The organism is Bacillus sp. 7705b (genome assembly GCF_002289525.1).
Taxonomy (GTDB): domain Bacteria; phylum Bacillota; class Bacilli; order Bacillales; family Bacillaceae; genus Bacillus; species Bacillus halotolerans.
In genome coordinates this window covers 56,257-70,240 of the sequence record NZ_NSDH01000005.1, presented here as the reverse complement: position 1 = coordinate 70,240, position 13,984 = coordinate 56,257, and the positions used below count along the sequence as shown (strand labels likewise).

The 13,984-nt window shown below is 45.0% G+C and carries 20 protein-coding genes; 3 read left to right on the top strand and 17 right to left on the bottom strand.

Going from position 1 to position 13,984, the window contains the following annotated elements; all coding sequences use genetic code 11:
- Window positions 1-13: 13 nt before the first annotated feature.
- The 14 genes from CJU60_RS02285 to spoIIR all read right to left on the bottom strand — a co-directional run bounded on the left by CJU60_RS02285 (window position 14) and on the right by spoIIR (window position 9,960).
- On the bottom strand, window positions 14-559 hold the full coding sequence (locus CJU60_RS02285; RefSeq protein WP_095712815.1) for a F0F1 ATP synthase subunit delta: 546 nt from the start codon (window positions 557-559) through the stop codon (window positions 14-16).
- Window positions 556-1,068, bottom strand: a complete 513-nt coding sequence (gene atpF / locus CJU60_RS02280) for a F0F1 ATP synthase subunit B (protein WP_024123166.1) — start codon at window positions 1,066-1,068, stop codon at window positions 556-558. The genes CJU60_RS02285 and atpF overlap by 4 nt, the downstream gene beginning before the upstream one ends.
- Window positions 1,069-1,230: 162 nt before the next feature.
- Window positions 1,231-1,443 carry a F0F1 ATP synthase subunit C gene (gene atpE, locus CJU60_RS02275; RefSeq protein ID WP_003151167.1) on the bottom strand — a complete coding sequence of 71 codons (213 nt, stop codon included), beginning with the start codon at window positions 1,441-1,443 and terminating at the stop codon, window positions 1,231-1,233.
- 45 nt (window positions 1,444-1,488) lie between these two features.
- Entirely contained in the window at window positions 1,489-2,223 is a 735-nt protein-coding gene (atpB, locus tag CJU60_RS02270; RefSeq protein WP_024123167.1) for a F0F1 ATP synthase subunit A, read from the bottom strand.
- A gap of 7 nt (window positions 2,224-2,230) precedes the next feature.
- Window positions 2,231-2,614 carry an ATP synthase subunit I gene (atpI, locus tag CJU60_RS02265; protein ID WP_010332235.1) on the bottom strand — a complete coding sequence of 128 codons (384 nt, stop codon included), beginning with the start codon at window positions 2,612-2,614 and terminating at the stop codon, window positions 2,231-2,233.
- 421 nt (window positions 2,615-3,035) lie between these two features.
- Window positions 3,036-3,665, bottom strand: a complete 630-nt coding sequence (upp, locus tag CJU60_RS02260; RefSeq protein WP_095712814.1) for a uracil phosphoribosyltransferase — start codon at window positions 3,663-3,665, stop codon at window positions 3,036-3,038.
- A gap of 134 nt (window positions 3,666-3,799) precedes the next feature.
- On the bottom strand, window positions 3,800-5,047 hold the full coding sequence (gene glyA / locus CJU60_RS02255; protein ID WP_044159736.1) for a serine hydroxymethyltransferase: 1,248 nt from the start codon (window positions 5,045-5,047) through the stop codon (window positions 3,800-3,802).
- A gap of 208 nt (window positions 5,048-5,255) precedes the next feature.
- Window positions 5,256-5,798, bottom strand: coding sequence for a TIGR01440 family protein (locus CJU60_RS02250; RefSeq protein WP_024123168.1), 543 nt, complete (start codon window positions 5,796-5,798; stop codon window positions 5,256-5,258).
- Between the two features lie 12 nt (window positions 5,799-5,810).
- A complete protein-coding gene (gene rpiB, locus CJU60_RS02245; protein WP_024123169.1) occupies window positions 5,811-6,260 on the bottom strand; it encodes a ribose 5-phosphate isomerase B in 450 nt (149 codons plus the stop codon).
- A 157-nt stretch (window positions 6,261-6,417) separates the two neighbouring features.
- Complete coding sequence (locus CJU60_RS02240; protein WP_095712813.1) at window positions 6,418-6,870, bottom strand: low molecular weight protein arginine phosphatase; 453 nt, start codon at window positions 6,868-6,870, stop codon at window positions 6,418-6,420.
- Window positions 6,871-6,944: 74 nt separating this feature from the next.
- Entirely contained in the window at window positions 6,945-7,502 is a 558-nt protein-coding gene (locus CJU60_RS02235; RefSeq protein WP_024123171.1) for a manganese efflux pump MntP, read from the bottom strand.
- Between the two features lie 75 nt (window positions 7,503-7,577).
- A complete protein-coding gene (locus CJU60_RS02230) occupies window positions 7,578-8,618 on the bottom strand; it encodes an L-threonylcarbamoyladenylate synthase (protein ID WP_095712812.1) in 1,041 nt (346 codons plus the stop codon).
- Between the two features lie 156 nt (window positions 8,619-8,774).
- A complete protein-coding gene (locus CJU60_RS02225) occupies window positions 8,775-9,218 on the bottom strand; it encodes a GNAT family N-acetyltransferase (protein WP_024123174.1) in 444 nt (147 codons plus the stop codon).
- Window positions 9,219-9,285: 67 nt separating this feature from the next.
- Window positions 9,286-9,960 carry a stage II sporulation protein R gene (gene spoIIR / locus CJU60_RS02220; RefSeq protein ID WP_095712811.1) on the bottom strand — a complete coding sequence of 225 codons (675 nt, stop codon included), beginning with the start codon at window positions 9,958-9,960 and terminating at the stop codon, window positions 9,286-9,288.
- Between the two features lie 140 nt (window positions 9,961-10,100).
- Here spoIIR and CJU60_RS02215 point away from each other — a divergent pair, with 140 nt between their 5' ends.
- Window positions 10,101-10,466, top strand: a complete 366-nt coding sequence (locus CJU60_RS02215; protein ID WP_024123176.1) for a UPF0715 family protein — start codon at window positions 10,101-10,103, stop codon at window positions 10,464-10,466.
- 15 nt (window positions 10,467-10,481) lie between these two features.
- On the opposite strand, the gene CJU60_RS02210 is transcribed toward CJU60_RS02215, so the two are convergent.
- From CJU60_RS02210 to prfA, 3 genes are all read right to left on the bottom strand, one after another.
- Window positions 10,482-10,769, bottom strand: coding sequence for a DUF5316 family protein (locus tag CJU60_RS02210; protein WP_024123177.1), 288 nt, complete (start codon window positions 10,767-10,769; stop codon window positions 10,482-10,484).
- Between the two features lie 73 nt (window positions 10,770-10,842).
- The gene (gene prmC, locus CJU60_RS02205; RefSeq protein ID WP_095712810.1) at window positions 10,843-11,709 is read right to left on the bottom strand and encodes a peptide chain release factor N(5)-glutamine methyltransferase; all 867 of its coding nucleotides are present in this window, start codon (window positions 11,707-11,709) and stop codon (window positions 10,843-10,845) included.
- A 1-nt stretch (window position 11,710) separates the two neighbouring features.
- A complete protein-coding gene (gene prfA, locus CJU60_RS02200; RefSeq protein WP_024123179.1) occupies window positions 11,711-12,781 on the bottom strand; it encodes a peptide chain release factor 1 in 1,071 nt (356 codons plus the stop codon).
- Between the two features lie 121 nt (window positions 12,782-12,902).
- On the opposite strand from prfA, the gene gloA2 reads away from it, so the two are divergent.
- Complete coding sequence (gene gloA2 / locus CJU60_RS02195; RefSeq protein ID WP_176471064.1) at window positions 12,903-13,292, top strand: SMU1112c/YaeR family gloxylase I-like metalloprotein; 390 nt, start codon at window positions 12,903-12,905, stop codon at window positions 13,290-13,292.
- Between the two features lie 121 nt (window positions 13,293-13,413).
- Entirely contained in the window at window positions 13,414-13,968 is a 555-nt protein-coding gene (gene racA / locus CJU60_RS02190) for a chromosome-anchoring protein RacA (protein ID WP_095712809.1), read from the top strand.
- The last annotated feature ends 16 nt before the right edge of the window (window positions 13,969-13,984 follow it).

The following is a 13,984-nucleotide window of genomic DNA, read 5'->3' as shown; positions in this document are numbered from 1 at the left end:
GGTTTCACCCCTTCTATCGATTTTCCCCGGCAAGTTGACGTTCAATGCGCTGAAGCTTTCCGCTTACGCTGCCGTCAAAAATCCGGTTTCCAATGCGGACTTTAATGCCGCCTATTAAATCCGTCTGCACTTCATTTCTGATTCTCAGTGAAGTGACTCCGGCTTTTTTTGCAAACACTTGTGATAATGATGAAATTTCCGTATCCGTCAGCGGTTTAACTGAATATACAATCGCGTCTTCTGTTTGACGGGCCTCGTTTGCGAGTTTCACAAACTCATCTGTGAGATCAGGCACAATTGATGCCCGATGACGGTCAATCAAAAGAAAAATCGTATGGAGCACGGACTGTGATAAAGATCCAAAAGCGTTTTGGATGAGTTCTTTTTTCTTTGCGCCCGGCACCTTCGGATGGTTTAACACATCATTTAGCGCTTTTTCATTTTGAAATACTTCTTTTACAACTTTTAGCTCTTCTTCTACCTGATTGAGCTGAGAGGACTCATTGGCAATATCGAAAAGAGCTGATGCATATCGTTTAGAGACAGCTGATCCACTCATCGGCTTTCTCCTACCTCTTTAAGATAGTCCTGGATCAATTTCTCTTGAGCCTGTTCATCCAGTTCTTTTTCGATCACTTTCGACGCAATCATGACAGAAAGAGACGCTACTTGCTCACGGAGAGCAGAAACCGCCTGTTCTTTTTCCTTCACGATTTCAGTTCTGGCTGCTTCTTTCAGACGTTCAGATTCTGCACGCGCAGCCTGAATAATCTCTTCTTTTTGGTTCTCTCCCAGTTTCTTCGCGTTTTCGATAAGCGTTTGGGATTCCTGTCTTGCTTCTTTTAACATAGCGCGCTGCTCATCAATAAGCTGCTGCGCTTCTTTATTTTTTTCTTCAGCAGACGTAATTTCTCCAGCGATATGATCTTCACGCTGTTTCATTATGTTTAATAGCGGCCCTAAAGCGTATTTCTTCAGAAGCGCTAATAAAATTAACATAGCTAACAGTTGGAACAGGATATCTCCGCCGTTAAACGACAGTCCTAGTTCAAGTGGTAATTGAGACATCTACTACGGCAACTCCCTTCTGCAGGTTTTTCTTTGCTGATCCAGCAGCCGCACTTGTCTCTTTTCAGCCGGCAAGGCGGGATGCTTATCAGACATAAAGCAATGGCGAAGGTTCTCTTGGAATGATCTTCGCCATTTTTAGTTCATATAAGGCTTTTATGCTTAGCCAAAGAACGCTAAGAATGCGATAACGACAGCGATAATAGGAAGGGCCTCAACTAATGCGATACCCATGAACATAAGAGTTCTAAGTTCTTTACCTGCCTCCGGCTGACGGGCAATCCCCTCTACCGTACGTGAAACAATCAAACCGTTACCAATACCTGCACCAAGTGCGCCTAAACCAATTGCAATCGCAGCTGCTATTAAATTCATGAAAAAGTTCCTCCTTTAAAATGTTATCCGTTTGGATATAATGTTTTAATGATCATTACTGATTTTATGAGACATGTACACCATCGTCAGCATCGTAAAGATAAACGCCTGGATGGCACCTATAAATAAACTGAATGCCTGCCATGCCAGCATTGGCAGAATGGCACCGATTGTACCGACAAGTCCGAGAACCACGCTTTGCGAATAGAAGCTTGTCGCTAATCCCGCAAGCAGGCCGAGAAGAATCTCACCGGCGAAGATGTTACCATAAAGCCGCAAACCGAGAGTCAGCGTATTCGCAAACTCTTCTATGATTTTCATCGGGAGCATGAACGGAACAGGTCTTAAATACTCCTTGGAATATTCCTTGAGCCCTTTCATCTTTACACCATAATAATGGGTTAAAGCGACGACCATTACGGCAAGCGTTAATGTAATGGCAGGATCGGCTGTCGGAGATTTCCACCAGAGCTCATGTCCGATTGTGACAGAGAACGGCAGCCCCAGCATATTCGACACAAATATGTACATCAGCAATGTGACACCAAGTGCCAAGAAGTTAGCCCCTGTTTTCAAATCCATTGTACTGCCGATAATATTGCGGACAAAATCAACAATCCATTCCATAAAGTTCTGGGCTTTTCCGGGACGGATCGAAAGCGTTCTTGTGGTAAGGATGGCAATCAATAACACGATCACACTCGCCACAGTAATCATCAGAATGTTTGTCAGATTAAAAGTAAGTCCTAGAAATTCAATAGTTCTGTATTCATGATTCAAAGGGTTTTCACCTCTCTTCCATTGATGAACGTTTAAGCTGGATAAAGGAATCTATCATAATGACAGGATAAATTGTCATTAATCCAATAACTGTACTTGCCATATGAAAATGCTCGGGATATTTATAGGCGACAGCCGCAGCAAGAATCGCATTGCACCACCGCGCTGCGCTCCCAAGGGATCGTATGGACTTGCCTTTCGCAACGGCCCTGTCAAAAGCATTCATTCTTCTGACGAGCAGTAAAAAATTAAACAAACTGAAAACAGTTCCCAGAATAAGGCCTAAAAAAACGGTTTTATACGCTGTTAAACCATAACCCAGTACATACGCTGCCAAAATGAACAATAGATATTTTCGTTGTCTGCTAAATTGTAGCTTGGGATCGTCCATCAACTATCTGTCTCCTGATGAAAAAATAATGTATTTCTTGGATACGGCAAAATCAGCGGTTAACCCTAGTAGAAGACCTTTTTTGTCCGGCAAAACGGGCCTGTTCGAAAAAATCATTCATCCGCAAGCCTTGCAGGGATGCTGTTTCATTCGCTTGAATAAATCCTCATAAAACGGGTTTTCTGGGAGGATTTACATTGGGGATGAGGACTATAATGAAAGCTATGAAAACCTTCTCATAATACCCTCGTTTAGCATACAATAGCCCCTAACATGTGTCAATCTGTTTAAAGTTAAAAAACTTTTTATACTGTAAGCCTCCACAGAATGTTCACATTTTCACCTATAATTGTATAGAGATTCACCGAATAGCAAATAACTGGATAATAAAAAAGAAAACCCGTTGGCGGGTTTTCTTTTTTTATTTTGTTCCGAACATACGGTCTCCTGCGTCTCCGAGACCCGGAACGATATAACCTTTTTCATTTAATTTTTCATCAAGTGCCGCTATGTAAATATCCACGTCAGAATGATGCTTCTGCAATTCTTCCACACCTTCAGGCGCAGCTACGAGACACATGAAACGGATGTTTTTCGCACCGCGTTTTTTCAGGCTGTTAATCGCTTCAACTGCGGAACCGCCTGTGGCCAGCATCGGGTCAACCACGATGAATTCACGCTCTTCCACGTCAGAAGGAAGCTTCACATAGTATTCCACGGGTTTTAAGGTTTCAGGATCACGGTACAGACCGACATGTCCCACTTTTGCCGCAGGGATCAGTTTCAAGATGCCTTCAACCATTCCTAAACCTGCTCTGAGAATAGGAACAACCCCCAGTTTTTTCCCTGAGATAACTTTCGATTTCGCAGACTGAACCGGTGTGTTGATATCCACTTCCTCTAGAGGGAGATCACGGGTAATTTCAAACGCCATAAGCGTGGCTACTTCGTCTACAAGCTCTCTAAAATCCTTCGTGCCTGTCTCTACATTCCGAATATATGTCAGCTTGTGCTGAATTAAAGGATGATCAAATACATAAACCTTTCCCATACTGTGTTTCAGCTCCTTTTTTATTGTCCCATCGACAATTTCACACTTCTATTGATTCTACAAAAAAAGACATTGAGTTTCAAGGACATCGTCAAAAAACCCGCCGGGCATAAGCCCGAGCGGGTTTTTCAATCTTAGTAATCTAATTCTTTATATAGAGGGAACTTGCCAGTCAGAGCAGCTACACGCTGTCTTGCTTCTTCAAGTTTTCCTTCATCTTCGTGGTTTTTCAGTGCAAGCGCAATGATGGCACCGACTTCATCCAATGCCTCTCCGTCAAAACCGCGGCTTGTCACAGCAGCTGTTCCGAGACGGATACCGCTTGTTACGAACGGTTTTTCAGGATCGTATGGAATCGCGTTTTTGTTTGATGTAATCCCGATTTCATCAAGCACATGCTCTGCAACCTTACCTGTCAGTCCGAGAGAACGAAGATCAACCAGGATGAGGTGGTTGTCAGTTCCGCCGGAAACGAGCTGAATGCCCTCTTTTGTTAATGATTCTGCAAGACGCTTCGCGTTTGAAATCACGTTTTGTGCGTATGTTTTGAAATCATCGCGCAATACTTCGCCGAATGAAACAGCTTTTGCGGCAATTACGTGCATCAGCGGTCCGCCTTGAATGCCAGGGAAGATGGACTTATCAATTTTCTTGCCGAACTCTTCACGGCAAAGGATCATACCGCCGCGAGGTCCGCGAAGTGTTTTATGTGTCGTTGTTGTAACGAAATCAGCGTAAGGAACCGGGTTTGGATGAAGGCCTGCCGCAACAAGTCCTGCGATATGCGCCATATCCACCATAAAGTAAGCGCCGACTTCATCAGCAATTTCACGGAATTTCTTAAAGTCGATTGTACGAGGATACGCACTTGCTCCTGCCACGATTAGCTTAGGCTTGTGAGCGAGGGCTTTTTCACGCACGTCATCGTAATCAATATGTTGAGTTTCTTTATCTACGCCGTACTCAACAAAGTTATATTGAACACCGCTGAAGTTAACTGGACTTCCGTGTGTTAAATGACCGCCGTGGGAGAGGTTCATCCCAAGTACAGTATCGCCTTGTTCCAAAATCGTGAAATAGACAGCCATGTTTGCTTGTGCGCCTGAATGAGGCTGAACGTTTACATGCTCCGCTCCAAAGATTTCCTTCGCGCGGTCACGAGCGATATCTTCAACGACATCGACGTGCTCACATCCGCCATAATAGCGTTTGCCAGGATATCCTTCAGCGTATTTGTTTGTTAAAACAGAACCTTGTGCTTCCATAACCGCTTCACTTACAAAGTTTTCAGAAGCAATCAATTCGATCTTAGTCTGTTGGCGTTCACGCTCATTTTTAATGGCGTTAAACACCTGTTCGTCTTGCGCAGGTAAATGTTTCATCAGCGAGATCCTCTCCTATCCGTATCCTGTTCTTTGTTTTTACCACCACTATTGTACATGGTTTTTTAGGCCGATGTAAAAGATTATTTTCAAAAAAACGAAAATTTTATTGGCAAAAACGAATATTTATAACTTAAATTTAATTTAAAGTTCGGAATTTATTTCAGCAGCGAAAATTAAAGAAAAGACTGGCCCATGCAGTCCTTTCTCATTCACACTCATAAACTGCCCGCATTCCGCCGATCAGCTTTGGCCGTGTGCGCGCCAATGTCACATGGGCAGCACCGAGACTGTTCTGAGAAATGCGTACAGGAACAGCAACCGGCTTTAAGTGCATGCCGATAAACGTATCGCCTATATCTATTCCGGCATCTGCCTGAATGGTTTCTACCAGAACAGGAGACTTCATTTGCTTAAACGCATAAGAAGCCATCGCCCCGCCCGCTTTTGGAACAGGTACAGCGGAAACGGCCGGAAGCCTGAACAGCTCGGCCGTTTCTTCCTCCACTACAAGCGCTCTGTTTAGATGCTCGCAGCATTGAAACGCGAGATGGATTCCCGTTTTTTCCTTCAGCTCTGCAAGTCCGCTGTAGATGCTTTCCGCGATGTCTGTACTGCCCGATGTGCCGATATGGCTGCCAGCCACTTCGCTTGTGCTGCAACCAAGGACAAAGAGCTGATTTTCTTTCAATCCCGCTTTGTCCTGAAACTCTGACAGCATCGTCTTCCACGTTTGTGTGATTTCACTCATTGAGCAGCACCCCTACAGGTTTTTCTCTTCATAGTCGGAGATTTTTCCGATGCGGGTTTGATGTCTTCCGCCAGTAAATTCAGTGGTCAGCCAGATTTTCGCAATTTCACGTGCCAAACCGGGTCCAATCACCCGCTCGCCCATCGCGAGGATATTAGTATCGTTATGTTCTCTCGTCGCCTTTGCACTAAATGTATCATGTGCCAGCGCACAGCGGATGCCTTTGACTTTATTGGCGGAAATGCTCATGCCAATGCCTGTCCCGCAAATTAAAATGCCTCTGTCCACTTCACCGTTTACTACTTTCTCGGCCACCGGAAAAGCATAGTCCGGATAATCGACAGATCCGCTGCCGCAGTCACAGCCCATATCAACATATTCAATTTGCAATTCGTCCATTAGATCTTTGATTTCGTTTCGAATGTGAACGCCGCCATGATCCGATGCTATGGCTACTTTCATCAGCTTATCCTCCCAGCGTGTGTGATGCGGCCCGCCCGCTTTGTTGACCGCGCAGCCTGTCCGCTCATTGATTCACACCATATCGATGTGCTTTTCACTATATTCTACTCCTTCACGCAGGATTTGCAAATGACCTGTCTGCAGATTCTCTGACAAGTTATTTGCCGTCATTTTTCAATCGTTCTGCCAGCTGCTGAAGAAGCTCTTCAAGCTCATCTCTCGTTTTTTTGTAGATCTCAATAGAGCCGCCAAACGGGTCTATAATATCGCCCCGGCTGCCTGTCACATATTCTTTTAGCGTAAACACTTTATCACGATAACGTTCGAATTGGCTGATGATAACCTGTTTGTGCTGGTGGGTCATTGCCAGAACCAAATCTGCCGATTCCATATGTGCTTCAGTTAATGGCGAAGAAACATGATTAAGGGCAATGCGCTTTTCAAAAAGCGCTTCGACCGCGTGAGGCGACGCTTTCCCGTTAGGTGAGGCAAATACGCCTGCCGAGCGGACGCTGACATCCAGCCCTTCCGCTTCTGCAATTGATTTAAAAAGCGCCTCAGCCATTGGACTGCGGCACGTATTTCCAGTACAGACAAAAATGATGTTCATGTCAGTCACCCCTTATTTTTTCTATTATATATGAAGAAAAAAGAAACGGCGACATCGTTTCTTTTATTGGTATATTAAATTGGCAAAAGCAGCTTAAGGCCAAATACGATTAATATGGTCCCACCGAGCGCTTCACTGTATGAGCCGAGCCAGGACTGCACTTGCTTTCCGATTATCAGGCCCAGCCAAGTCAAAATCATGCTGAAAAGCCCAAACAGGGTAATGGTGAGAAGCGGATGCGAGCCGTATATTCCAAGGCTCAGACCGACGGAGAAACTATCGAGGCTGACGCCGACTGCAAATAACAATAAGCCAGGCCCAGCCGGTGACATCAAACGTTCTTCTGACTGTTTAAAAGATGCGATTACCATTTGAACACCGAGAACAAACAGCAGCGAACCCCCGATATATACGGCTACCATACCGAGGAGCCCTGACAGCATATTTCCCGCCGCCATCCCTCCGAGAGGCATGATGACGTGAAAGAGACCGATAATGAATCCAATATAGATTATCTGCTTTTTTCTGAGTTTGACCATGCCCATTCCGAGGCCGACAGAAAAAGCATCCATACCTAAAGCAAACGCCATGATGCTTAAGGTAATCAGTTCGCCTATAAACATATCCGACATCACATGCATAACCCCCTTGGACACGCCCGCTTTTTTAGCCTATGCGTGTCCAAAAGGGGTTAGAACTTGACTGTGTCAGCGAATCACTCTTCCTCCGGCTGCTTTCATCAGCCTGTTCATAATAGCAAGTCCGACGCCTGTGTCAGGAAACGATTCTGCAATAATAAAATCAACCTTTTCTTCATCAAAACTGCGCAATGCATCATAAAGGGCTGCCGCTACTGTTTCAAGCTGATCTCTTCTGCCGCAGCTCTTCACATAGTCAGCCGAATAAAAATCCGCATTTTCTTCTGTCGTCAGGACGCCGACCCGTTTTCCGGCCTGCTGATATTCTTGAATAAGCGTTTGAATGCGCTCAGGGCTTCCTTCAGAAATAACAAGCGGCGCTGACGGCGCGTAATGTGTATATTTCATTCCCGGAGAAATCGGCTGCTCATTTTGATCAGCAATCCCTTTATCCACAAGAATCGGTCCGATTTCAGCTTCTATTTGTTCTTTTGTAATGCCGCCCGGACGAAGGAGCACAGGGGTTTCTCCTGCACATGAAAGTACGGTTGATTCGACACCGATTCCCGTAGATCCTCCATCCATCATTCCAGCTATGCGGCCATCCAAGTCGTGAGCCACGTGTTCAGCCTTTGTCGGGCTTGGTTTGCCCGATAAATTAGCACTCGGCGCTGCAATCGGGAGACCCGCGGCACGGATGAGTGCCAGAGCCAGCGGATGATCAGGCATTCTGACGGCCACTGTATCCAGCCCTGCCGTTACACGGGGTGACAGCGCACCAGGTTTACAAGGCAAAATCAGTGTAAGCGCCCCTGGCCAAAAACGCTTCATTAATATTTTCGCCTTGTCTGGCGCCGGGCCTGTTAAACCGTCAAGCTGGCTGATATCCGCAATGTGGACAATCAGTGGATTATCACTCGGCCGCCCTTTCGCCTCATATATTTTTTTGACAGCATCTGTGCTTTTCGCATTTGCGCCGAGACCATATACAGTTTCTGTCGGAAACGCGACAACCTCATTTTCCCGGAGCAAAGCGGCTGCTTGTGCAATTTGTGGATCATTTGTGGATAACTCGTCCATTGCATCCACAAACCATCTTTTCGTTTTCATTTCTGACCAAACTCCTTATTCACAACAATAAAACGATCGTTTTACGCGTGTAATCCTTTTGAAAGTATAAAAGATGTCCTGTAATAAAACAAGCGTTATCCACAAATTGTGGACAACGCATATAAAGAAGTGGATAAGTTTGTGTATAAATCTCACTTATCCGGATGCTTTTTTCATTAAGACGGCCCCTTCCGCTTGCCTTGATTCACAGAAGTGATCCGAGGCAAACAGCTCTTCCGGCACACTCTCTGCCCGTTCAAAGCCCATGGCCCCCAGGAAATCAGCCGAAGAATGCTGATTGGCTACCAAGTATACCGTTTTAATCTCATGCTTTTCACAAAGCACCTCCATGCTTTGAAAGAGCGATACAATATGACCTTGGTGAAGCTTGTCCGATATCACAAGTGAGCGAAGCAGGGCTTGATCGCAGCTGATTTTTTCGATCCCCAGACAGCCGGCTATGTTTTTCTCGCTGTCCTCCAGCATCAGAAACTGGGTGAACCCTTCCTTTACGCCCTCATGATTCGTTTTGGCCTGTTTTAAAAATTCCTCAAGTATGTCTCCGTCCTTTTCCCTTGCCACCCGCAGTTGATAAAACATTCGTTCACCCCATTTACAGCGTTCTTTCTTCCAATCTATGAGGCAAATCTATTTTTAGACCTGGCGATTAAGAAAAAAGATCGGAAAACCATTCTACGACGAAGAATTTCACTTCTGTATTATCTTCTTTCTCTTTCTCATCTTCTTTTTCAGCTTTCTCCGCTTTGGCTGTTAAGTCCTCAAGCGCTTTTTCCATTTGTTTTTTTGAGGCTTCTTGATCTTCTTGTTCTTTTACCGCTTCCCCATTCGAAAAATCAAGAAAGCAGAGCGGCGGGAATAATACGCACCACCAATTGGCGCCTTCACCGTTTCCAAGCGTAATCAGAATGGCTTCGTATTCTCCAGCAGGATATACCATGCTGCCATAAAGTTTTGTCGGAAATGAGATTTTGTCAAAATCAACAGATATTGATTGACTGGCGCCTTCTTTTTCCATGGTTTCTTTTGCAATTTCCTTGATCTCAGGCAGCTTTGAGCGGATCAAACGCCGCGCTTCTTCAATAGAAGTAATATCCTTGACCCATGTTGTGATTTCTTTATTGACGGCGTCTCTGATATGACGCTTTAATGCTTGGTCCTCGTCACGATCGCTGTTTGCCAATATTCTCAGGCGAATCGCCTCGTCCGGAATGACAACCGGCTCATTTTCAGATTGCTGTGCCGTCTCTTCTTTCGCCAATCCTACAAGTGCCCCAGATAATAAAAGAAACATATATATACAAATGATAACTGTTTTTTTCATCGGTCCCCACCGTTCCTCTCCGTGCTTTGTATCTAGCCCTATTATGGACAAGGAACGTATGGAGTAAACCTGCAGCGGCAAAAAAATCTAGCAAGCTTTTAATCTAATTTATGGTACGATAGTGTTTTAGGAGGTTTAAAATGAAATATAATTACACAGTGCTGCTGTCAGCGTTCACGATGTCAGTTCTTTATTCGATTATTTACATTCATTCCTTTATTATAGCTGCTCTCGTAACGATGGCCTTTTATTTCTTATTTCCTTATTTACTATTCGCGCTGCCGCTTCAGATCATGATGAATAAAAAGCCGAAACGGTTCAGCCCTTTGTACTTGCTGTATTATCTTGCCGCGGCGTTTATCGCCAACGCGATCATCTTTGGCGTGCTGCAGCCTTCCGGGCAATCCCTGCTTCAAAATACAGCCTTTTACATCTTCGCTGTATTAACAGCTATTGTCTACTGGATATGGGATTCTGTTTTGCTGCAAAAAAAGGAAGCCTCCTAAGGGCTTCCTTTTTCATTAGATCAAAACGGTCAATAGATAACATAGAATAGAAGGTATGGCAGCAACAAAGAAAGCAGCTGATATTTTCAAACGGGCTGTCCGGCCTTCTTTGGTTTCTGAATGATAATTTGCCCGCTGGTCGCTTCCGCTTACAGCTAAACCCGATGTCACAATGGCAAGCCCGATCAAAACAAGAGACGCAATGCCGAAAATGAATTCATAAGAAATGGCTTGCGCAAAAATAGAACCCACCATACTTTCAATGGCAATAAGTAAAATTCCTGCTGTCAGGGCCTTTTTCATCTTTTACATCCCCTTTGCTGGTGTTAAAACAGCTTGCCGGTCCCGTTCTTATCTCATCTCACCAGCAAGCTGCTTATTTATTCTTATGAATTACCGCGCATATGGTTCTGTCTTTTCCGTTAATATCCTTCAGGACTTCAACTTCCGCATCCTTAAACGCATGCAGAATCAGCTCTTTTACAGCTGCGCCCTGCTTCCACCCGATTTCAAAGACGACAAGCGCGGTATTCTTCATGACCAGCGGAATGGCTTCCATAAACCGCTTATAAAATTTCAGCCCGTCTCCGCCGTCAGTGAGGGCATGCAAAGGTTCATGGAAACGGACAATCTCAGATAAATCGGCCATTTCTTCTTCAGAAATATAAGGAGGGTTTGAGACGATAATATCCGCTTTTTTTCCTGCCTTAATAAAGGGCTCAAGCAGGTCGCCTTGAAGAAAATGCACCTCCGCTCCGAGCTTTTCCGCGTTGGCTGAAGCAACGTCCAGCGCCTCTTTGGAGATATCAATCGCTGAAACAGAAAAGTTTTTGTTTTCCAGTGCAAGCGTGACGGCTATTGCGCCGCTGCCGGTGCCGACATCTACCACTTCGAGCTGTTCTCCTTCAGAAAAGACACTTCTATATTTCTCAAGAAGATGGCAGACAACCTCTTCCGTTTCCGGACGCGGGATCAGCACATCATCATTCACCATAAATTCCCGCCCGTAAAAAAACTCTATTCCGATAATGTACTGAACCGGTACGCCTTCTTTGTGCATATCGACGTGGCGTTTAAAGCGATACAGCTCATCTTCACCGATCGGTTCCTGCAGGCTGGCGAGCAGCTTGCTTCTATCCATTCCGGTATCATAAAGCAAAAGCAGCTCAGCCGCATTTTCTTCTCTTCCCGCTTCCGTTAAATAAGAAGAAGCCCATTTCAGGGCTTCAAATATCGTCTTCATCTTAACTATCCGCCTGCTGAAGCTTGCTTGCCTGATCTTCTACAATCAGTGTTTCAACCACTTCGTCAAGTTTTCCTTCAAGAATCTGATCAAGCTTTTGAATGGTCAGGCCGATTCTGTGATCCGTCACACGGTTTTGCGGGAAGTTGTATGTGCGGATACGCTCAGAGCGGTCACCTGATCCGACAGCCGATTTCCGTGTTTGATCATATTCAGCCTGTGCTTCCTGCTGAAATTTATCGTAGATTCTGGCACGGAGAACCTTCATTGCTTTTTCTTTGTTTTTGATTTGAGATTTTTCATCCTGACATGATACGACAACGCCTGTCGGCAAATGCGTCAGACGAACGGCAGACATTGTCGTGTTCACGCTTTGTCCGCCCGGTCCGCTTGAAGCAAACGTATCAACACGGATATCCTTCTCATGAATGTCAACCTCTACCTCTTCGGCCTCAGGAAGACATGCTACTGTTGCAGTAGAAGTATGGATACGGCCGCCTGATTCTGTTTCCGGAACACGCTGAACACGGTGAGCGCCGTTTTCATATTTGAGTTTAGAATATGCGCCGCTGCCCGTAATCATAAAGATGATCTCTTTGTAGCCGCCCGTTCCGGTTACACTTGCTTCCATGACCTCGGTTTTCCAGCCTTGAAGCTCGGCATAGCGGGAATACATTCTGTACAGGTTGCCTGCAAATAAAGCGGCTTCCTCTCCGCCTGCAGCTCCGCGGATCTCCATGATAACGTTTTTATCATCATTAGGATCTTTCGGGATCAGGAGCACCTTCAGACGTTCTGACAGTGTTTCCGTTTCCTTCTGGAGTTCAGAAATCTCTTCCTTCACCATGTCGCGCATCTCAGCATCAAGCTTATCCTCAAGCATCGCTTTTGCATCAGCCAGCTGTTCTGACGCATCTCTGTATTGTCTATATACGTCAACTGTTTCTTGTATATCAGATTGCTCTTTTGAATATTCTCTTAGCTTTTTAGGATCGTTGACTACTTCTGGATCGCTTAAAAGCTCATTTAATTTTTCGTATCGTTCTTCGATTGACTTTAAACGGTCTAACACGGTCTTCACCTCTGTTTTCCTGTGCGTAACATTCTCATTATAGTATAGGGACTATCGCCAGTCAAAAGCATTTCAATCCCAGTTAAAAAAGCCTCCTCTGCTATACTGAAAAAGAGGAGGGATCGTATTGCTTACATCCATACATCATATTGCAATCATATGCTCAGATTATGAAAAGTCGAAAGCTTTCTACGTACATAAGCTCGGTTTTCAGGTGATACAAGAAACATACCGAGAAGAGCGCGACTCCTACAAGCTTGATTTGTCGCTTAACGGCTCGTACGTCATTGAGCTGTTTTCGTTCCCTGATCCGCCCGCACGTCAAACCCGTCCTGAAGGTGCAGGTCTCCGTCATCTTGCCTTTACGGTCAGCAGCTTAGAACAGGCTGTTCAGGAGCTTCACGAAAAAGGAATCGAGACAGAGCCGATCAGGACAGATCCGCTGACAGGCAAGCGGTTCACCTTCTTTTTTGATCCCGATCAGCTTCCGTTAGAGCTGTATGAGCAATAACGGTTTTTGAAGAAAAAAGGGAGATGCCCACTTTCTTTGCCGAATCTTTTCTTGTTTTGTCTAATAGGAAGGGAACCGCTCCCCATGGTCGAATACCTAGCTAAAAAGGAGGTATGGGATCATGAATACAAATATGGTAGCAAGTGAACTCGGCGTCTCCGCAAAAACAGTGCAGCGGTGGGTGAAGCAGCTGAACCTTCCGGCTGAACGGAACGAGCTCGGACACTATTCGTTTACGGCTGAAGATGTGCAAGTCCTGAAATCTGTTCAAAAACAAATTTCTGAAGGCACGGCGCTTCAGGATATCAATGTGCCGCAAAGCAATAAGAAGCGCACAGGCTTCCTTGTCCAAAAAACAAACAGTGACACAGAGAAAAGAATCGAACAGCTCGAACAAAAACTTGACACCTTATTACAGCAAAAACAGGACGAAAACGGGCTGCTGGCAAGAATTGAGGAACTGGAACGCCAGCTTAAACAAAAAGCCGATGAAGGCGTATCCTATCAGCTTCTGCAGCACAGAAGAGAAATTGATGACATTCTTGCTGATCTGCAATCACTGACCTCACATATGAAAGAATTCACCGCTCAGCCGACCCCTGAGACTGCTGCTTCTTCCGAAAAAATAAAAACAAGAAAAAAACCGCTGCTGTCACTGTTTAAATTTCAAACGTAAAGTAAAAAAGCTCCCC